This window comes from Oceanihabitans sp. IOP_32 (assembly GCF_009498295.1).
GTDB lineage: Bacteria > Bacteroidota > Bacteroidia > Flavobacteriales > Flavobacteriaceae > Wocania > Wocania indica.
In genome coordinates this window covers 2,399,393-2,420,464 of the sequence record NZ_CP040813.1, presented here as the reverse complement: position 1 = coordinate 2,420,464, position 21,072 = coordinate 2,399,393, and the positions used below count along the sequence as shown (strand labels likewise).

The 21,072-nt window shown below is 35.7% G+C and carries 18 protein-coding genes and 1 riboswitch; of the genes, 3 read left to right on the top strand and 15 right to left on the bottom strand.

What is annotated here, in order from left to right; genetic code table 11:
* Positions 1–2: 2 nt before the first annotated feature.
* Together FEZ18_RS10045 and FEZ18_RS10040 are read right to left on the bottom strand one after the other, a co-directional pair.
* Positions 3–1,313: an OFA family MFS transporter gene (locus tag FEZ18_RS10045; RefSeq protein ID WP_153268180.1), complete on the bottom strand. Its 1,311-nt coding sequence runs from the start codon at positions 1,311–1,313 to the stop codon at positions 3–5.
* A 454-nt stretch (positions 1,314–1,767) separates the two neighbouring features.
* Positions 1,768–3,279 (bottom strand): sensor histidine kinase, encoded by a 1,512-nt coding sequence (locus FEZ18_RS10040; RefSeq protein WP_153268179.1) that lies wholly within the window; start codon positions 3,277–3,279, stop codon positions 1,768–1,770.
* Positions 3,280–3,737: 458 nt separating this feature from the next.
* Here FEZ18_RS10040 and FEZ18_RS10035 point away from each other — a divergent pair, with 458 nt between their 5' ends.
* The 3 genes from FEZ18_RS10035 (at position 3,738) to rpe (ending at position 5,926) form a co-directional block, all read left to right on the top strand.
* Positions 3,738–4,601, top strand: coding sequence for an RNA polymerase sigma factor RpoD/SigA (locus tag FEZ18_RS10035; protein WP_153268178.1), 864 nt, complete (start codon positions 3,738–3,740; stop codon positions 4,599–4,601).
* Between the two features lie 206 nt (positions 4,602–4,807).
* Positions 4,808–5,221 (top strand): BLUF domain-containing protein, encoded by a 414-nt coding sequence (locus FEZ18_RS10030; RefSeq protein WP_153268177.1) that lies wholly within the window; start codon positions 4,808–4,810, stop codon positions 5,219–5,221.
* Between the two features lie 42 nt (positions 5,222–5,263).
* Positions 5,264–5,926 (top strand): ribulose-phosphate 3-epimerase, encoded by a 663-nt coding sequence (gene rpe, locus FEZ18_RS10025; RefSeq protein ID WP_153268176.1) that lies wholly within the window; start codon positions 5,264–5,266, stop codon positions 5,924–5,926.
* On the opposite strand, the gene FEZ18_RS10020 is transcribed toward rpe, so the two are convergent.
* From FEZ18_RS10020 to FEZ18_RS09960, 13 genes are all read right to left on the bottom strand, one after another.
* On the bottom strand, positions 5,923–6,339 hold the full coding sequence (locus tag FEZ18_RS10020; RefSeq protein WP_153268175.1) for an HPP family protein: 417 nt from the start codon (positions 6,337–6,339) through the stop codon (positions 5,923–5,925). The two genes, rpe and FEZ18_RS10020, sit on opposite strands and share 4 nt — an antisense overlap.
* A gap of 234 nt (positions 6,340–6,573) precedes the next feature.
* The gene (locus tag FEZ18_RS10015) at positions 6,574–7,674 is read right to left on the bottom strand and encodes an acyloxyacyl hydrolase (protein WP_153268174.1); all 1,101 of its coding nucleotides are present in this window, start codon (positions 7,672–7,674) and stop codon (positions 6,574–6,576) included.
* Positions 7,675–7,701: 27 nt separating this feature from the next.
* Complete coding sequence (metF, locus tag FEZ18_RS10010) at positions 7,702–8,655, bottom strand: methylenetetrahydrofolate reductase [NAD(P)H] (protein WP_153268173.1); 954 nt, start codon at positions 8,653–8,655, stop codon at positions 7,702–7,704.
* Positions 8,656–8,879: 224 nt separating this feature from the next.
* A complete protein-coding gene (gene metH, locus FEZ18_RS10005) occupies positions 8,880–11,552 on the bottom strand; it encodes a methionine synthase (protein WP_153268172.1) in 2,673 nt (890 codons plus the stop codon).
* 15 nt (positions 11,553–11,567) lie between these two features.
* Positions 11,568–12,581: a homocysteine S-methyltransferase family protein gene (locus FEZ18_RS10000; RefSeq protein WP_153268171.1), complete on the bottom strand. Its 1,014-nt coding sequence runs from the start codon at positions 12,579–12,581 to the stop codon at positions 11,568–11,570.
* A gap of 50 nt (positions 12,582–12,631) precedes the next feature.
* A riboswitch (SAM riboswitch) is annotated at positions 12,632–12,740 on the bottom strand.
* Between the two features lie 133 nt (positions 12,741–12,873).
* Entirely contained in the window at positions 12,874–13,764 is an 891-nt protein-coding gene (gene cysM, locus FEZ18_RS09995; protein ID WP_153268170.1) for a cysteine synthase CysM, read from the bottom strand.
* Entirely contained in the window at positions 13,751–14,467 is a 717-nt protein-coding gene (epsC, locus tag FEZ18_RS09990) for a serine O-acetyltransferase EpsC (RefSeq protein ID WP_317164436.1), read from the bottom strand. The genes cysM and epsC overlap by 14 nt, the downstream gene beginning before the upstream one ends.
* Before the next feature lie 51 nt (positions 14,468–14,518).
* Positions 14,519–15,574 carry an NAD(P)/FAD-dependent oxidoreductase gene (locus FEZ18_RS09985; RefSeq protein WP_153268168.1) on the bottom strand — a complete coding sequence of 352 codons (1,056 nt, stop codon included), beginning with the start codon at positions 15,572–15,574 and terminating at the stop codon, positions 14,519–14,521.
* Between the two features lie 747 nt (positions 15,575–16,321).
* A complete protein-coding gene (locus FEZ18_RS09980; protein ID WP_153269102.1) occupies positions 16,322–17,569 on the bottom strand; it encodes a sulfate adenylyltransferase subunit 1 in 1,248 nt (415 codons plus the stop codon).
* A 119-nt stretch (positions 17,570–17,688) separates the two neighbouring features.
* The gene (cysD, locus tag FEZ18_RS09975) at positions 17,689–18,594 is read right to left on the bottom strand and encodes a sulfate adenylyltransferase subunit CysD (RefSeq protein ID WP_153268167.1); all 906 of its coding nucleotides are present in this window, start codon (positions 18,592–18,594) and stop codon (positions 17,689–17,691) included.
* A 104-nt stretch (positions 18,595–18,698) separates the two neighbouring features.
* Positions 18,699–19,319 (bottom strand): phosphoadenosine phosphosulfate reductase family protein, encoded by a 621-nt coding sequence (locus FEZ18_RS09970; RefSeq protein ID WP_153268166.1) that lies wholly within the window; start codon positions 19,317–19,319, stop codon positions 18,699–18,701.
* On the bottom strand, positions 19,319–19,618 hold the full coding sequence (locus FEZ18_RS09965) for a DUF2061 domain-containing protein (protein ID WP_153268165.1): 300 nt from the start codon (positions 19,616–19,618) through the stop codon (positions 19,319–19,321). The genes FEZ18_RS09970 and FEZ18_RS09965 overlap by 1 nt, the downstream gene beginning before the upstream one ends.
* 237 nt (positions 19,619–19,855) lie before the next feature.
* Positions 19,856–21,025: a trans-sulfuration enzyme family protein gene (locus tag FEZ18_RS09960; protein ID WP_153268164.1), complete on the bottom strand. Its 1,170-nt coding sequence runs from the start codon at positions 21,023–21,025 to the stop codon at positions 19,856–19,858.
* Between the last annotated feature and the right edge of the window lie 47 nt (positions 21,026–21,072).

The following is a 21,072-nucleotide window of genomic DNA, read 5'->3' as shown; positions in this document are numbered from 1 at the left end:
TACTACTCCGCTACTATTTGCTCTGGAGTAAATTTAGGTTGTTTTAATGTTGCCACTAATATTGCAGAAATAGCAATTAACACAACAGCTGCTAAGAATGCAAAATCGTAGTTACCTGTAGCACCTTTTGCCATTTGTGAAATTTGAGGGCCAATAATTAAAGATAGTCCCCAACCGTAGTACACTAAACCGTAGTTTGCACCGTAGTTCTTTAATCCGAAATAATCTGCTACAATAGATGGTGTAATAGATAAGGTTGTACCGTAAGTAACACAAGCCAAAATAATACCAATTACCACTAATGTAGGAGTCGTGTATAAGAAATAGAAACCTAACATGTTTAATGCAGCAATAGCGTGCATGATAAAGTAAGCTTGCTTTCTACCAATTTTATCAGAAAGAATACCTCCAGAGGCTCTACCTGTAGCATTTGATACTGCTGTTAATGGCACCATAAATACTAAAATTCCAGCAACAATAGCAGCATATTGACTTTCTGCTCCTCCTGTTTGAATTCTCATTAAATCTGTAGCATTAGAAATTACAAGAGCTCCAGCAGAACACATAAATGCATATATAACTAATAATGTCCAAGCTTGTGGCGTTTTAGCCGTAGTTGATAAGGCAACAGATGGTGAATTAGTAGCCACTTTACTCTTGCTTGGGTCGTATCCTTCTGGTACTGGAGGAACGTATCCTTTTGGTGGATCAACAACGTTTAAAGCACATGGAATACCAATAGCTAAAATAAGACCACCTAATACCATAAGTGTTTGTGTTAAAGATAAACCAACGCTTTCTAAGAAATACACTTGTAAAGGACCTAACCAAACAGCTCCTAATCCAAAACCAGCAACAACAACTCCGTTAATCATACCTTTTTTAGAAGGATGAAACCATTTCATTGCTGCAGGACGCGGACAAGCGTAAACAAAACCAATACCGGCTCCCACTACTACTCCAAATGCGATAATAAAGGCTAGTGGCGATTTTACAACCAATCCTGATACAATAGTTCCAAGACCTACCATAACAATACCCATTAACATTACTTTTTTAGGTCCAATTTTATCTTGTAATGTTCCTGCAAAAATTAAAATTGCAGCAAAAACCATCCCTCCAACGGAGTATGGCCAGTTTAAATCAGCAATATCCCATGCTGCATACATTCTTTCGTTCGTGCCAGGAACCATAGTGTACTCAATAGCGTCCTTGATGTTACTCCAGGTGTATAAAATACCCACACTAAAGTTGGATAGGAGACCCGCTATAAGTACCCTATTTGCTTTCTTTTTAGCTTCTTTTGCATCCATAATTTTAATTTACGTTAATAATTTAAGTTTATAAGTTTAATTCGTGCTACTTTTAAGAGTTTCGCTTGGTATCGCATTATTGCAAAAACCCCTAAAAGCAGCACTAAAAATTTTGGGCAAAGAAAGGCATTATAATCATATTCTCAAAACCCTAACTTATAAATGCAATGTTTAGCCAGAAAACTGCAGAAGTCTCTAAATATTTGAAAGAAAAAAAGCGATGAAAAGCTCGCAAAAACAGAACAAGTTATTTTAAAATAAAGCTAATAAAAACGTGGTTTTATTCAATAATTAGAATTTTTTACACCCGCATTTTAATTAAACCTAAATAAAGAACTCTATTTATTGATGCTAAAATTGTGATTACAAGCTAAAAACGAACTAAAAAAAGCAGTGTATAAACCTCTAAAAAAACGGCATATTTAGCAGGCTTTTTGAGCAGGTTTTTGTGCCACTAAACAAAAGGTATTGTAAATATAAATGTAGAACCCTTGCCTAATTCACTTTCTACCCAAATACTTCCGTTGTGTTTTTCTATGAAATCTTTGGAAAGAATAAGACCTATACCTGTACCTTTCTCACCTGATGTCCCTAAGGTTTTTTGAGCGTACTTGGTTTTAAAAAGGTTTTCTAGAGCCTCTTTGGCAATCCCCACACCTTGATCTGCCACACTAATTTTAACAGCATGGTTTTCTACACTGCACGTTACATCAATACTACTATTTTCATAACTGTATTTTACAGCATTCGAAATAAGATTTCGAAGCACTGTACTAATCATATTTTTATCGGCATAAACCAAGGTGTCTGGTTGGTCGATTGACACATTAATGGTAATATTCTTTTGTTTGGACTGTAACGCCAATACTTTTAACACATCGTTTATAACTTGGTCTATTCTAATGTTTTCGCGATTAAACTCAAGTCTTCCACTCTGCATTTGAGCCCACTCTAGAAGATTCTGTAACAGCTCGAAAGTATTTTGAGAAACATTTTTAATAATCTCAACAGACTCAAGCAAGCCTTCATTTTTACTCACTTTTACTTGATCGTACAGCACATCGCTAAAACCTATTAAAGAATTAAATGGTCCTTTTAAATCGTGAGCGATAATGGAAAAAAACAAATTTTTTGAGGTGTTTAAGGCTGTTAACTCTTCGGTTTTCTCCTCGACCGAAATTTTTAACTGACTTATGGTTTCTTTTTTTAAATTTGACGCAGATGCAATAATATTCAACATGGTTAATACAATGACCACAAAAATTATTGCTATTAAAATAATCGTCTTATTAATTTTCTTATTTAAACCGTTTAAATTGTTTTCTACTCGTGTTTCTAATAAATTATAAGCCTTATTGAGTTGCTCCATAATGGAAATTATCTGGGTATGGTAATGCTCAGAATTAACCATACTAACCGCCTTCTCTTGGTTTGGCATCTCTCCTATTGCTGTATTACCTTCGAGTACTAAAAAGGATTCCATTTCAAGATTTGTTAATGCAAACGAAAACTGCAGGGCTTTTTTTATAGCAGCCCGCTCTCGGTCGTCAAAACTCGCATCATCAATTAATTTGTTTGCCGATATGTTTTTTCGTTTCGTAAATGGCGGTTCTCGATGATCTTTTGTGGTTAATACATTCCAATAAATTCTGTTAAATTTTTCTGGCCTTGGAGCTTGACCCTTGTTAATATTTAAAACCTCAAAATATTGATCTCGAAAAAGACTGTCTTTGGTATTGGTGTACAACCTCGCTAAACGGGTTAAATCCTCTGAATTTTGACGAATTTCGTTTATAATCTTTTCACATTCAGCCTTTTCTTTAATAATTTTAGCATATGTATTTTGCTCTTTATAGAGTCCGAAAAAAAAGTAAACCACAATGAATATGAGTGTACATAAGCTGATAATTTTAACCATTAATGCTAAATACAAATCATTATCAAATGCTTGTTTTATAAATTTCATTCATTCAAATTTATGGCTGGTAAATTTAAGGCTCTAGAGTATTAGAAAAAAGAATAAACACTATAATTTTATTTCTAAGCCAATAGAACTGATATACAGGCCTTTTGTAGGTAAGTGCATGCTTAATTTAGGGGTATCTGGTATTTTCATGCCATTAAAATTAACAGTATAAACGAGGCTCTCGTCAAATAACAAAAATAGTTTATTAATTAAAACCGACATTGACTATAGCAAAACACAAAGCCCAACAGCATAAATGCCTTGCCTGCGTTTTACAAATAAACGATGCGAAAACAAAAATAAAAAATGCCAGCTAATATAAAACCGTTAAATATAGCTTTTTTAAAGTAAACTAATGCAATTTGAAAAATTATCGACTTTCTTGTAACATTATTAGGTATTGCTACGTATAACCATAGCATTAAGAATAGAAATTATAAAAAAAAGGAGAATATTACATGAGACAACTTAAAATTACGAAGCAGGTTACCAACAGAGAAACAGCATCTTTAGATAAATACCTTCAAGAAATTGGAAAAGTTGACTTAATTACCGCAGACGAAGAAGTAGAATTAGCACAACGTATTAAGGCTGGAGATCAAATCGCCTTAGAGAAATTAACCAAAGCTAATTTACGTTTTGTTGTATCGGTAGCTAAGCAATACCAAAATCAAGGTCTTACCTTACCAGATTTAATTAATGAAGGTAATTTAGGATTAATTAAAGCTGCTCAACGTTTTGATGAAACACGTGGTTTTAAATTTATTTCGTACGCTGTTTGGTGGATTCGTCAATCCATTCTTCAGGCTTTAGCCGAGCAATCTCGTATTGTTCGCTTACCATTAAATAAAATTGGTTCAATTAACAAAATTAATAAAACATTTGCCTTTTTAGAGCAAAGTCACGAACGTCCACCTTCTGCAGAAGAAATTGCTAAAGAATTGGATATGACTATTAACGACGTTAAAGAATCTATGAAAAACTCTGGTCGCCATGTAAGTATGGATGCGCCGTTAGTTGAAGGAGAAGATTCTAACTTATACGATGTTTTAAATAGTGGTGAATCTCCAAATCCAGACAAAGAGTTATTACACGAATCGCTGCGTACAGAAATTGAGCGCGCTTTAGAAACTTTAACTCCGCGTGAGGCAGACGTTATCCGCTTATACTTTGGTTTGGGAAGTCAACACCCTATGACGCTTGAAGAAATTGGAGAAACATTCGATTTAACTCGTGAGCGCGTAAGACAAATAAAAGAAAAAGCGATAAGAAGATTAAAGCACACTTCTAGAAGTAAAATACTGAAAACATATTTAGGTTAAAATTTCAACCTAAATAAACGTGACAAACAGTTTTAAAGAACTGTTCGTTTTTTGATTGATGAATGAACCCTTGGCTGATTACCAAGGGTTTTTTTGATAATTTTTTTTTTAGTAACTTCACACGTTCGATGCGCAAAACATATCAATAAACTCGACTGGCGTTTCAAACACAAAACTTAACCCTTAGCTGAAAAAAATTAGTGCACATGAATAAGACGATATGTTATATAAGTGACTCCAATGGATGCGATACCTTAGACGAATTAAAAAAACTTCACACAAAAGCTAAGGCCAACAATTTGAAACGAGATATTACTGGCGTGCTCATCTACAAGAATAAAAATTTTTTACAAGTTCTTGAAGGTGAAAAAAACATTGTCGATGAGGCTTTTGAAACCATAAAACACGACCAAAGGCACAAAAATATTTTCAAGGTTATTGATACTACTATAGAGCATCGCATCTTCGAAGATTATAATTTTGGTTTTACTTTTATTGATAGTAAAGAAACACTAAACAAGCTACAAGACTATTTAACTTGGCTACGCGCAGCAGAAAATGCAGTAGCAAACAAGGTTATTATTATGGTTGAAAACTTTATTGACAAAAAACTCAATTAACAAGACAAAGTCGTTATTTTTGTACGTTAAATTAAATACAATATGAGCTCTAAACTAATAGCACCCTCAATTTTAGCTGCAGACTTTGCAAACTTACAACGCGACATAGAAATGGTTAACCAAAGTGAAGCCGATTGGTTTCATATCGATATTATGGATGGGGTTTTTGTACCAAACATTTCTTTTGGTATGCCCGTTTTAGAAGCGATTGCTAAACACGCAAAAAAAACTATCGATGTGCATTTAATGATCGTGAATCCTGATCGCTATATTAAAACATTTGCAGAGTTAGGCAGTCATGTTCTTACCGTGCACTACGAGGCTTGCACCCATTTACACCGCACCCTTCAAGCTATTAAAAGTGAAGGTATGAAGGCCGGTGTTGCATTAAATCCGCACACCAACATAAACGTTTTAGAAGATACGATTAACGACATAGATCTCGTGTGTTTAATGAGTGTAAACCCCGGTTTTGGTGGCCAAAGCTTTATAGAGAATACGTACAACAAAGTGGAACAACTTAAGGCATTAATACAGCGAAAAGGTGCATCGACACTCATTGAAATAGATGGTGGAGTTACAGATAAAAATGCTAAGGCCTTAACAAAAGCAGGTGCCGATGTACTAGTTGCAGGCAGTTATGTTTTTAAAAGCAATAACCAAATTGAAACCATTAAAAACTTAAGAGCCATTGCTAATTCTTAAAATTGTTTTAGCAAAAAGTTAATTAAATCGGTAGTCGTAACGATACCAACTAACACAGAATCGTCTACTACAGGAAGGGCATGGAATTCTTTTTCAGAAAGAATTTCTGCCACTTCTTTAATAGTTGTTGTACTACTAACAGTTACCAGATTTTTGCTCATAACTTGCTCGATAGTAAACATATCATAAACCACTGAGTCCACTTCATTCTCGTCATTTACAGCATCGGCAAAACTAATTCTCAGCAAATCAGAATAACTCAGCATGCCGATTATAGATTCTTGAGACACCACTGGAATATGTCTGATTTTATGTTTCTTGAAAAGTTTTTCGGCGGTGTATAAATCGTCTGTACGTGTTAAGGCGATTATTTTTTTTGACATTATTTCTGAAACTGGCGTTCTTTTTTTCATAATATTCTAATTTAAATTCATCATTAAAATTAAATAACTTTAACTTGTTAATACATGACAAATATCATATTATTTAACATAAAAAAAACTTCAAAACTTCAATGAAATTAAGGCTTTACAATTTCCTATAAAGCATTTGATTTAGAGATAAGCTTATCGTTTAAGGTCAGGTTATTACAAGTGTTAAAAATACACATCATCTATAAAACACAACCTACAATTAACCTGAGTTTTTTACAACCTAACCCCAAGACCAAATTCTAAGGCTTCCGCTTTGGCTCCATGCGATTTTAAGGTTATGGCCCCAAACCATTTCGTGCTAAAGTAGCGCTTCAAACCTATTCTTAAATAGGTTTTGCCTTCAAAATCAAAGGGATAATAGACGTAGTATCCGAATTGGCTAACCACCGAGGTTTTATTAATAAACAATTCGTGCCCAGCAAAAACACCAACACGTTTATAGTCTTCATTGCCAGTGACGTTTTCTTCTGGAAAAGACACACTTTTATAATAAATAAGTTCTTTTAGAAAGTTTGAAAAAAACACATCTGTCCCAAGTTGCAAAGCACTTTTACGGGTAATTCTTTTATCGGCATAAGCCGAGAGAATATAAAATGCATATTGTCCGCTACCCACCACATCGCTCTCATTAATCCCAGTTCTAAATACCATATTATACTTTAAAGGTTGCGTATATGTTTCGTTTTTAGCATTCGAAACTGTTGCAATATATTCAGGCGCTTGATCTTCTAAATTATAAGTAAGCCCCAAATTAAGAGTTACCGTGTTTATACTAGTGTTGGGAGCTTTTATGTTTGCGTTAGAATAATGGAGTAAGGTAAAACCAGCTTGTAAACCAAACCTATCTATAATACGCTCCTTTTTATAATTAAGCATAAGATAAGTCCCGCTCATTATTTTAGAGCCAAAGGCAATGTTTCGGAAATTATCAACTTTATCGTAGGGATTTTCAGTAAAGGCCAAGCCTTGACCAATGCGCAACATGACATGCCGTTGTAAAAAATAAAAATTATAATGAGCATACAGTCCAGACACCTCACCCAAAACTTCATTTTTTAAATTTTGATACACAAACGACAGACCCAAATCTGGATAATTATAGCGTTGCTCCCAATCGTTAAAACCAAATGTTTTCTTGTTCCAACTCAAAATATAACCTTCGGGGCGCCCTTTAATTAAATGTAAGATATCGTTATTGTGAAGTGCAATATTTCCCTTAAAATAATTGACATCAATATAAGATGCCTTACTATTTTCTTGCGAAAACACCGTTAAAAAAGTAAAACAAAAAATAAACGTATGAAATAATTTCATCTATAATTTCTCTATAGGACGGCTTGGTTAAAACAGCGCCTTGGCAATTGCATGTATATTATCACTTTTACCCATAGAGTAATAATGTAACACGGGTACTCCTGCATCTAACAATTCTTTAGATTGCTGGATACACCACTCCACCCCCACTTGGCGCACTTGCTTATTATCTTTACATTTTTCCACCTCGGTAATTAAAGCTTCTGGCAAATCGATTTTAAAAACCTGTGGTAACAGCTGCAAATGGCGGTTTACCGCAATGGGCTTAATCCCGGGGATAATGGGCACATTAATGCCTTCTTTCTGGGCCGCTTCTACAAACTCGAAGTATTTTTTATTATCAAAAAACATTTGAGTAACCACATAATTGGCACCAGCATCCACTTTTTCTTTTAAGCGCTTTAAATCGGTTTTCATCGAGGGGGCTTCTAAATGTTTTTCTGGATATCCAGCAACACCAATACAGAAATCGGCTTTATGGTTTGCTTCTAAAATACCGTGTAAATACTTACCAGAATTTAAATTTTGCATTTGTTCTACCAGTTGAGTGGCATAAGTATGTCCCCCTTTTGTTGGTTTAAAATACTGTTCTCCTTTCATGGCATCACCGCGAAGAGCCATGACGTTATTAATACCTAAATAATGACAATCTACCAATAAGTATTCGGTTTCTTCTTTAGTAAATCCTCCACATAACACATGCGGCACCGTATCTACATTATACTTGTGTTTTATGGCAGCACAGATACCAAGAGTGCCAGGTCGCATTCTGGTAATTTTCCTATCGAACAAACCTTCCTTTTCAATGTACACAAACTCCTCTCTAGAAGTTGTCACATCAATAAAAGGTGGATTAAATTCCATTAAAGGATCTATATTATCATATAATTCTTGAATATTATTCCCTTTTTTTGGTGGTATAATTTCAAAAGAAAACAAGGTTTTACCTTTTGCTTTTTCAATATGCTCTGTTACTTTCATTAGTTCTTATTTATCTTTTCCGCAACAGCAGAAATCTCATCAGTATTTATTTTAATTTTATGTGCTTTCGAACTCACGAGTAATTCCAACTTGCTTTTTTGTTCGTTGTTACCACGAGGCTCGTGCTTTCTGCTATACCTGCTTACCAGCGACAGGTCTTTTTTTGCCAGATGTGGTAGAAAAAAAAAGATGCCATTTAGATGTAAGCAAATATAAACAGATATTTACTCTGCAATATTAGCGTGCAACCACTTTCTGGCTTTTGCTTTAGTGATTCCCTTTCGTTTAGCATAATCGGTAACCTGATCGTCTGTAATTTTCCCTAATCCGAAATACTTGGCTTCTGGATTAGCAAAATAATACCCCGACACTGCAGCAGCAGGCCACATGGCCAAGCTTTCGGTTAATGAAATACCAATTCGTTTTTCCACATCTAATAATTCCCAGATGGTTTCTTTCTCAAGATGATCTGGACATGCTGGGTACCCCGGCGCTGGTCGGATCCCTTTATAGCTTTCCTTAATCAGATCGTCATTAGTTAAATTTTCATTAGCAGCATACCCCCAGTGCTTCATGCGTATTTGCTTATGTAGATATTCGGCCAAGGCTTCTGCAAATCTATCTGCTATGGCTTGTGCCATAATAGCATTGTAGTCATCGTCTTTTAACTTATAGCTTTCGGCCAATTCTTGTGCACCAAAAATACCTACACTAAACAAACCTAAATAATCGGTTTTCCCAGAATCTTTAGGAGCAATAAAATCTGCTAGTGCGTGGTTTGGAATACCTTCTCGTTTTTTTAATTGTTGGCGTAAGGTTCTAAAAACAGCGATTTCCTTTCCTTTTCTTATCACTGAGATGTCATCATGGTGAATTGAATTTGCCTCAAACAAGCCAAAAATTGCTTTAGGTTTAAACAATTGTTTTGCAATAATAACTTTAATCATGCGCTGTGCTTCTTCGTACATAATTGTAGCTTGCTCGCCAACCACCTTATCGGTTAAAATGTCGGGGAATTTCCCGTGTAAATCCCAGCTTCTAAAAAACGGACTCCAATCTATAAAAGGCAACAACTCTTTTAGGCTTAATTGCTCTAACACCTGAATACCTAAGGTATTTGGTTTTACAATTTCGGTAGCATTCCAATCAATTTTATATTTTCTTTTTCTGGCTTCTTCAATAGAAATATATGATTTTTCTTTACCCCGTTTTAAGAACTTTGTTCGAAACTCATCATAATCTTTTTTTAACTTTGCAACATAGTCTTGAGAAGATTTTTTATTCAACAAATCGCCAACAACGGTTACGGCACGTGAGGCGTCGTTTACATGAACCACTGCGTTGTTGTATTGGGTGTCAATCTTAACTGCAGTATGTGCTTTTGATGTGGTTGCTCCCCCTATAAGCAAAGGTAATTCAAGATTGTTGCGTTGCATTTCTTTGGCTAAATATACCATTTCATCTAATGATGGTGTAATTAAGCCAGACAAACCAATAGCGTCTACACGTTCTCTTATTGCCGTTTCAATAATTTTTTCTGGCGGCACCATGACACCTAAATCCACAATTTCGTAATTATTACAAGCTAAAACAACGCTTACAATATTTTTACCAATATCGTGAACATCGCCTTTTACAGTGGCCATAAGTATCTTACCAACCGGTTCTTGTTTATCGGTTTTTGCTGCTTCAATAAAGGGGTTGAGATAGCCTACGGCTTTTTTCATAACCCTTGCAGATTTTACAACTTGAGGTAAAAACATTTTACCAGCTCCAAATAAATCGCCAACGACATTCATACCCGTCATTAAATGTCCTTCAATAACATCTATTGGCGAATTGGCTTCCTGTCGAGCTTGCTCAACATCTTCAACAATATAAGAATCTATACCTTTTACTAAGGCGTGAGTAATTCTGTCTTGTAAAGGGTTTTCTCGCCAAGACAAATCGGCTCCAGCTTCTTTTTTAGATCCCTTTACGGTTTCGGCAAAATCTAAAAGCCGCTCGGTAGCATCGTCTCTGCGATCTAAAATAACGTCTTCAACATGTTCTAGCAAGTCTTTTGGAATATCGTCATAAACCTCTAAAAGTGCAGGGTTAACAATACCTATATTCATGCCCGCCTGTATGGCATGATATAAAAACACAGAGTGCATGGCTTCGCGAACGCCATTATTTCCTCTAAAAGAAAACGACACATTACTCACGCCTCCACTTACACTTACATTTGGTAAGTTTTCACGTACCCAGCGTGTGGCTTCAATAAAATCTATGGCATTTCTACGATGTTCTTCCATCCCTGTGGCTACAGGAAATATATTTAAATCGAAAATAATATCTTCAGAAGGAAAACCCACTTTATCTACTAAAATATCATAAGACCGTTTGGCTATTTCTATACGGCGCTCGTAAGTATCGGCTTGCCCTACTTCATCAAAAGCCATTACAATTACTGCAGCACCATAACGTTTAATTTGCTTGGCTTCCCAAATAAAATTCGCTTCACCTTCTTTTAGAGAAATGGAATTAACAACGCATTTACCTTGCACCACTTGAAGTCCAGCTTCTATAATCTCCCATTTTGAGCTATCGATCATTATGGGCACTTTACAAATATCTGGCTCGGCTGCAATGAGGTTTAAGAACCGTATCATGGCTTCTTTGCCATCAATCAAACCATCATCAAAATTAACATCTAAAATCTGAGCACCCCCATCAACCTGATGTCGTGCAATATCTAAAGCTTCGTCATAATTCTCTTCTTTTATCAATCTTAAAAACTTACGAGACCCAGCAACATTAGTGCGCTCACCTACATTTATAAAATTGCTATTTTCGTTTAAAACCAAAGGTTCTAAACCAGACAACCGCATGTATTTAGTTTGTTTTACTTTCATCTTCACTCAACAATTTTAATGTGATGCCGAAACGCTTCCTGCATAACAACGTGGTTTATATTTTGCTGCAATATTTGTGATCACCCTTATGTGCTCTGGTGTTGTACCACAACAGCCTCCAATAATGTTAATTAGATTTTTTTGTAAATAGACCTCAATCTGCTCCCCCATTTCTTCTGGAGATTCGTCGTATTCTCCAAAGGCATTGGGTAAACCTGCATTGGGATGCGCCGATATGGCAAAGTCTGTTTTATTCACAATGGCTTCTAAATGGGGCTGTAGTAGATTAGCGCCTAAGGCACAATTAAAACCGATAGATAATAATGGAATATGGGACACCGAAATTAAAAATGCCTCGGCGGTTTGTCCTGATAGTGTTCTTCCAGAAGCATCGGTTATTGTACCACTTAGCATAATTGGAATATCGATGTTTCGAGCTTCTTTAACTTCTTCAATAGCAAATAATGCTGCTTTTGCGTTTAAGGTATCGAACACGGTTTCAACTAAAAGTATATCTACACCTCCATCCATTAAGGCTTCCACTTGTTGTTTATAGGCGACACGGAGTTCATCGAAGGTCACCGCTCTATAACCCGGATCGTTAACATCTGGAGACATACTTGCGGTTCGGTTTGTTGGTCCAATGGCACCCGCCACAAAACGTGGTTTGTGCGGTTCTTTAGCGGTGAAAACCTCGGCGACCTCTTTGGCTAATTTAGCCGATTGAAAATTGAGCTCGTACACCAAATCTTCCATTTGGTAGTCGGCCATAGCAATGGTTGTGCTTGAAAAGGTGTTGGTTTCAACAATATCTGCACCGGCTTCAAAATACTTTGCATGTATGGTTTTTATGGCCTCTGGCTGGGTAATAGATAGCAAATCGTTATTGCCTTGTAATGGGGTGGGATAATCTTTAAAGCGGTCGCCTCTAAAATCGTCTTCTGAAAATTTATAGGCCTGCAACATCGTACCCATGGCACCATCTAATACTAAAATTCTATCTTTTAAGGCTTGTTGTATTTTTGACATTTTGATTGTATATATCTGTATGTCATCAAGAAAAGCAAAGGAAAAACTTTTCGTTATCTTTCTAATATAAAAATATTAGTAGAATGTAGCACCTTCTTTAAAAATAAAGGGTTGCCAAGGCTTCGTTGGGTCTAATCCCTCAACCTTTCTTGATAACTATTAACATCAAATTAAATTTATAATACGCTTATTTACAAAACACTATAAATATAAATTGATATAAAACGTTTATGAACTAGTTGCCAAAAATAGCAACTATATTTTTGTTTTCACAATAAAAATCAAAAAATCTTTAATCGAATAAAGTAGAAGATAAATAGCGATCTCCTATATCGCAAATAATGGCCACAACTACACCTTCTTTAAGGGATTCTGCGACTTGTAGGGCGCTAAACACCGAGCCTCCACTACTCATTCCGGCAAAAACGCCTTCTTCTTTTGCTAGCCGCTGCGTCATGGCTCTAGCCTGAGTTTCATTAACCTCAATCACTCGATCCACTCTACTGCTATCAAAAAACTTAGGTACATATTCTGGTGACCATTTTCTAATGCCTGGAATACTTGACCCGTCGGCTGGCTGTGCACCAATAATTTGAATGTTCGGGTTTTTCTCTTTTAAGAATTTAGAAACTCCTGTTATGGTTCCTGTGGTGCCCATAGTTGCTACAAAATGGGTTACTTGTGCTTCGGTATCTTTCCAGATTTCTGGACCAGTGGTTTTGTAATGCGCTTTCCAATTGTCGTCATTTTCAAACTGATTTAGTAGCGTATATCCTTTCTCGTCTCTAAGTTTAAAGGCGAGGTCTCTTGAACCCTCAATCCCAATATTGGCAGGTGTTAAAATAACCTGAGCACCATAAGCACGCATGGTTTTTACGCGTTCAACCGTAGAGTTTTCTGGCATGATCAAAACCATATTCAAACCTAAAAGTTGTGCTATAAAGGCAAGCGCAATTCCCGTGTTACCACTAGTGGCTTCCACTAAAGTATCACCTTTTTTAATGTCGCCTCTTTTCATGGCTTCATTTATCATATTAAAAGCGGCTCGGTCTTTTAGGCTTCCACCTGGGTTTTTACCTTCAAGTTTTAAAAACAGCCTTACTTTTTTGTTTGAAATAATATGCGTTGCTTCTATTAATGGCGTGTTTCCTATTTGGTCTAATATTGATTTACCGTACTCCATTATTTTTTGGTCTAATTTTAATTTCTGTTTTATAAGTCACTAGCGAGTGTTCTGGCACCGACTCTGAAATCCATACATTCGCTCCTATGGTGCTATGAGCTCCAATTACGATGTCGCCTCCTAAAATCGTGGCATTGGCGTAAATGGTTACATGATCTTCAATGGTAGGATGTCGTTTGGTAGACGCCATGCTTTTGTTTACTTGCAAACCGCCTAAGGTTACCCCTTGAAAAATCTTGACGTGTTTTTTAATCACAGAGGTTTCTCCTATAACAATGCCAGTACCATGATCTATAAAGAACGATTCGCCAATAGTCGCACCAGGATGAATATCGATACCGGTAAGATTGTGAGCGTATTCACTCATCATTCTAGGAATTATGGGCATATCTAGCTTATACAACTCATGGCTTATTCTATAAATAGCTATAGCGTGAAACCCTGGGTAGGCTAAATACACCTCTTCTAAACATTTTGATGCTGGATCGTTTTTATTTATGGCTATGGCATCTAAATCTAACTTTCGTCTTACTTCTGGTAGTGTTTTATAGAAGGCCTCCCAAGTTAGAACTCTGTCTTTTTTACAAACCTGCTTCCCTATCTCTAAAAATGTGCTTTTTAGCATTTGCCACTCCTTCTCATCTTCATCATCAAAAAGGGCATAAAATAGTTTTTTTGTAAAATCTTCTACCGTATCCTTCAATTTAAGATTGAAGCATTTAAATGGTTTTCCAAATAAACTCATACAACTTTCTTATGCTTCAATAGATCTTACTACAGCCTTTGGCGCTTCTTTTCTGGTACCATCAAAACCATCAATGCCGCTTACTGTTGTATATTTTAAAACGTATCTTTTACCTGGGTTAATAATTCTGTAAGCTGCCTGACACATTAAAGTAGCCTCGTGAAAACCGCAAAGAATAAGTTTTAATTTTTCGGGATAGGTATTCACGTCTCCAATAGCAAAAATACCAGGAATGTTGGTTTGGTAATTGAGAGAATTATCTACTTTAATGGCATTTTTCTCAATTTCTAGTCCCCAGTTTGCAATTGGGCCGAGTTTTGGCGAAAGTCCGAATAATGGTATAAAATGATCGGTTTCAAGTTTTTGTTCAACCCCTTCTTTTAAAACGGTTACGGCCTCCAATTTATCGGTGCCATGCAGTTTAGTAACCTCGGCAGGCGTGATTAAATTTATTTTTCCTAAAAGTTTTAACTCTCTTACTTTTTCTACGGAGTCTAAAGCGCCTCTAAACTCATGTCTTCTATGAATTAAGGTTACTTGAGATGCAATGTCTGCTAGAAATATACTCCAATCTAAAGCAGAATCTCCCCCACCAGATACCACCACTTTTTTACCGCTGTATATCTCTGGATTTTTAATAAAATACTCTATGCCTTTATCTTCAAAATCGCTAATCCGATCAATTTGAGGTTTTCTAGGCTCGAAAGAACCCAATCCTCCAGCAATGGCCACCACAGGGGCGTGATGTTTTGTACCTTTATTCGTAGTGACAACAAAAGTACCATCGTCTAACTTTTCTATGGTTTCTGCACGCTCTCCTAAAGTAAAGCCAGGTTCAAATTGTTTACCTTGCTCTAATAAATTCTTAGTTAAGTCGCCTGCTAATATTTCTGGAAAGCCCGGAATATCATAAATCGGTTTTTTGGGGTAAATTTCTGAACATTGTCCACCTGGTTGTGGTAAAGCATCAATTAAATGACATTTTAATTTTAATAATCCCGCTTCAAAGACTGTAAAGAGTCCTGTTGGCCCAGCTCCAATAATAAGTATATCTGTTTTAATCATTTTAAACTTCTATTTTGCAATTTATTCTTTGGCGACCTTATAAAGTACTTGTACTGTTATAAAAATCTCCTATATTTTTTTAATGTGTTTATTTAAATCCTAGCTCTACCACTGGTATTTAAAAACCTTGAATCGTATCGTTTTTTGTTAGCGTTGTACTCATGTTGCAGTGTCTTATGCTGTCTTGTCGTTTTTAAAACTTAAAATGATCGTAAAAAAGGAATATTACTATTTTACAATATTTACAACATTTTTTTTTAAAGGCAAATCATTACAATCCACTACATTAGCTCCACAACTTCTCCTCCTTTTAGCTAGCAAAGATAAAGTTTCTTATGAAAAGATTTGCAACGCAATTGTTATAAAAAATAACGGATTGCTAATTTCCGAACTACTGTATTGAGGATAGACAAGATCGAGACCAACATGATAACCCCTTAATTAGTTACAACAAATATAAATTTAAAATTATGACACGCATCAAAATAACAACCTCATAACCAACCCTTTAAACTTCTTGGTTTTCTCCTTATGTGCAAATTACGAGTACTTAACCTAACCTTTTTATAGTTAACATACTTTACCTTTTTTTAACGCAAATATCCTACTTAGACATGAGATTAATGATTACAAAATACAAAACATTAATTAAGTCGCTAGAATTATGCAATTAAAAAGTGCTTTTTATTAATCAATAAGCTTGTAATACACTTAAGATTAAAGCGTCGTTTTTTTAAACTCTGGGTTTTATTGAATAAAGCCTACACCCACGGTATTGTTGGTTTGAGAATCGATGATGATAAACGAACCATTTGTGCGATGATCTTTAAACTTGTCGTAAAAAATAGGTTTATTTAGTTTAAAACTTACCGATGCAATATCGTTAACCTCTAAACCAGAAACATTAGTTTCTATACCAGAATAATCAGGGTTAATTTTATGATGAATCTTGTCAACCTTAGCTAAAACCTTATTTATACCGTGTTGAATAATATATTTTTTGCCTGCTGTAAGCTGGTTGGAATCCATCCAACATACATTAGCCGTAAACTGCTTTTCTACAGTTGGTAAATCGCTTTCTTTAACAATCATATCCCCACGACTTACGTTAATATCGTCTTCTAGAGTAATAGTAACAGAAGAACGCCTTGATGCTGTTTCGTATTTCTCGTTATAGAAATAAATATCTGCAATCTTAGACTTTGTTTGCGATGGTAAAACAACAATATGGTCACCTACACTTAAATTCCCTCCATAAACTTTCCCCGCGTATCCTCTAAAATCGTGAAATTCTTCGGTTTTTGGTCGTATCACGTATTGTACTGGGAAACGAGGAGATCCGGTATTAAATACATCTTGCTTGTCCAATTTCTCTAAATGCTCTAATAAGGTTTCCCCATGATACCAAGACATTTTATCGGATATATTTACTACGTTGTCGCCTTTTAAAGCACTTATTGGAATAAAGGTAATTTTCTGCTCTTGGAAATCTCTTTTACTCATCAACTCAGAGAAGTCTGCTTTGATTTTATTATAGACATCTTCAGAATAATCGACCAAATCCATTTTGTTAATAGCTACAACCACGTCTTTAATTCGCAATAAATTATTGATAAAAAAATGACGATTAGTTTGCTCAATGACACCTTTTCTAGCATCGATTAAAATAACAGAAGCTTGAGATGTAGAAGCTCCTGTAACCATATTACGTGTGTATTCGATGTGCCCTGGAGTGTCGGCAATAATATAGCTTTTTTTAGCAGTCGAAAAATAAATATGCGCCACATCTATGGTAATGCCTTGCTCTCGTTCTGCCACTAAGCCATCTGTTGCTAAAGAGAAGTCTAAATAATCGTAACCACGTTGTTTACTGGTTTTTTCGATAGCCTCGAGCTTATCTGTTGTTAATGATTTTGTATCGTAAAGAATACGTCCTATTAAGGTACTCTTCCCATCATCTACACTTCCTGCTGTCGCAATTTTTAATACTTCCATAGCCTTTACCCAACCCGCTTTAACAGAAACAGGCATTTGTTTGGGTTATATTTTAAAATTTGTTTTTATATTCTGTTTTAAAAGATTTCCGCTTTCGCGGAAACAAAAAATTTGGTATGTTAAAAATACCCTTGCTGTTTACGCTTTTCCATAGCTGCTTCTGAGCGCTTATCGTCGATACGCGCACCACGCTCGGAGATTGAACTCTCTCTAATTTCTTGAACAACGCTATCGATATCTGCTGCATCAGATAAAACTGCTGCGGTACAACTCATGTCACCAACGGTTCTAAACCTTACTATTCGTTCTGCAACTTCCTCGTTATCGTCTCTAAAAACTACCTCATCGTCTGCAGACCATATTAATCCGTCTCGTAAAAAAGTTTTTCTTTTATGTGCGAAATAAATAGAAGGAATTTCGATGTTTTCTTTTTGAATGTAAGACCACACATCTAGTTCTGTCCAATTCGAAATCGGGAAAACCCGTACATTTTGTCCGTGTTCAATAGCACCATTTAGCATATCGAATAATTCAGGACGTTGATTTTTTTCGTCCCATTGGCCAAAATCATCACGCACCGAGAAAATGCGTTCTTTTGCTCTTGCTTTTTCTTCATCGCGACGAGCACCACCTATACAAGCATCGAATTTAAATTCTTCAATTGCATCTAAAAGCGTCGTTGTTTGCAAGGTGTTTCTGCTTGCATAACGGCCAGACTCTTCTACTACCTTACCCTCATCGATAGAGTCTTGTACGTTTCTAACAATAAGCTCTAAACCCAGTTCTTTAACTAAACGATCTCTAAACTCAATGGTTTCGGGAAAATTATGTCCCGTATCAATATGCATTAAAGGAAACGGAATTTTTGCAGGGTAAAACGCCTTTACAGCTAATCTTACCAAGGTAATGGAATCTTTTCCTCCTGAAAAAAGCAAGACAGGCTTATCAAATTGCGCTGCTACTTCTCTCATGATATAAATAGCTTCGTTTTCGAGCGAATTTATATGCGATGTGTCTTTATTCATAATTAAAAATATCTGTACCTAAAAGAGAATGTCCTCTTAGGATTTGTAAACGTATTATTGATATTAGTATTGTTGCATGGCGGCTTACTAAGAGTGTAAACATTTTATATATGCAACCCACATTCTCTATTGGCTGTGACTTTTGTGGGATCGAAATATTTAAATTCGTTTGGTAAATTATTTTCCTTTAAATAGCCGTCTAATTTTTTATCAGACCAATAATAAAACGGACTTACTTTTAAAATGCCATCTTTACTCAAACTAAAGATCCCAATACTATTTCTAAAAGCAGTTTGCCCTTCGCGTAAATTTGTAAACCACACTTTAGGCTTGTGCTCATCCATTGCGCGTTTAAAAGGCTCTAACTTAACTTGTTCGGTAAACAAAGCGTGCTCTGGAGCATCAACATCTGGAATGCCTATAAACACATCTCGGTGTGCTGCTGTTTGTTTGGGCACATACAGATAAACGTTTAAGGCTAAATCTTTTATAAGCTGCTCAGCATGTTTATAAGTTTGTGGTGTATTGTAGCCTGTGTCGCACCAAATAACAGGTATGTTAGACTTCTCCTTACAAACGGCATGCAAAATAGCAGCTTCATAAGGTCTAAAATTTGTAGTAACCACGACTTCGCTACTAAGCTCTAAAGCTTTTTGAATAATTGTAGAAGGCGATTCGCTTTTGTAAGCTTCGTTTAAAGCTTCAATTTGATTTTGATCTATCATTACTTTCCCCATTTTATAATATTCCAAACACGCTCGTGAAAGAAATACAATATCAATTTTGATCCAAATTCGACTGATGCTATTGTAAACGCCATAACAACTTCTCCTGTAATTAACCAAGACAAAATTAAGGTATCTAGCGTACCAATAATTCTCCAACTAATGGTTTTAGCCAAACTTCGTGTGACTTTCTCTTCGGATTTATTGGTTTTTTTGCCTACATCATTTTCAGTTGAATTATTTATATCTGTCACTTTAACATTTTTATTCTTTCTACTAAAAATAGCATCAATAATCATTCAGTCTCATTTTTAATTCTCCCTTTCAAACTTATTAGGGGTACAAATGTAAAATATATTTACCAATACAAAACATATTTATCCACTTTAAAGAAGAAAAAGGGACTTTAATCGTTGAAAATCAAAATAAATGAAGAAAATTTTATAACTTTTATGAATTTATTAACTTTTAAACTTTAAACTTAACGGCCTTTGTCCTGTAAATTAGCGTTTAAACTTTACTGTACTAAAATTAATTTATGAGTTTAAGGCTTGCTCTAAATCTAGAATTATATCATCGACATGTTCTAAGCCCACCGAAATGCGCACCAAGCCATCTGTAATATTAACCTCTAATTTATCTGCGTCCGCCAGTTTACTGTGTGTTGTAGATGCAGGATGGGTAACAATGGTTCTGGTATCTCCTAAGTTTGCCGATAGCGAGCACATTTTAATAGTGTTTAAAAACTTAATGCCTGCGGCGATACCGCCTTTAATTTCAAAAGCCACAATGTTTCCGCCAAGTTTCATCTGTTTTTTAGCTACTTCATATTGGGGATGCGATTTTAAAAACGGATATTTCACCCAATTTACTTTAGGATGCTGTTCTAAAAATTCAGCCACTTTTAAAGCATTTTCGCAATGCCTATCTACTCTTACGGCTAGTGTTTCTAAACTTTTAGACAAAGTCCATGCATTAAATGGCGATAAGGCAGGCCCTGTATTTCTGGCAAATAAATAAATCTCTCGAATTAGTTTGGCGTTCCCCACTGTTACACCACCTAAAACTCGGCCTTGACCATCAATTAACTTTGTCGCACTGTGAATTACTAAATGAGCTCCGTATTTTATAGGTTGTTGTAAATATGGCGTGGCAAAACAATTATCGATAACTAATATTAAATTATGCTTTTTCGCAATGCTGCCTAATAACTCTAAATCTATAATATCGATTGCTGGGTTTGTAGGCGATTCGGCATAGAGGATTTTAGTATTTGAAGTGATAAAATCTTCAATCGTATTGGGTTTATTAATGTCGAAGTAACTCGTTTCAATACCCCATTTTGGTAATATTTTTGTAAAAAGCGTGTGGGTAGACCCAAAGACAGAACGCGCCGAAACAATATGATCACCACTATTTAACAAGGCTGCAAAGGTTGAAAACACCGCGGCCATTCCCGTTGCAAAAGCGTAACCGCTTTCTGCACCTTCCATTTTGCAAATTTTATCGACAAACTCTGAAGTATTTGGGTTTGAAAAACGACTGTAAATATTACGCTCTTTTTCTTCACTAAACGACGCCCGCATGTCTTCGGCATCTTCAAAGATAAAGCTCGATGTTAAGTATAACGGATTGGAATGCTCTAAAAACTCACTCCTATTTAGTTGGGTGCGTATAGCTTCGGTTTCAAACTGTTTCTTTTTCATATTTATTGTTTTTTCCCCACGAACACGCGTATTTTTAATTTGTGTAA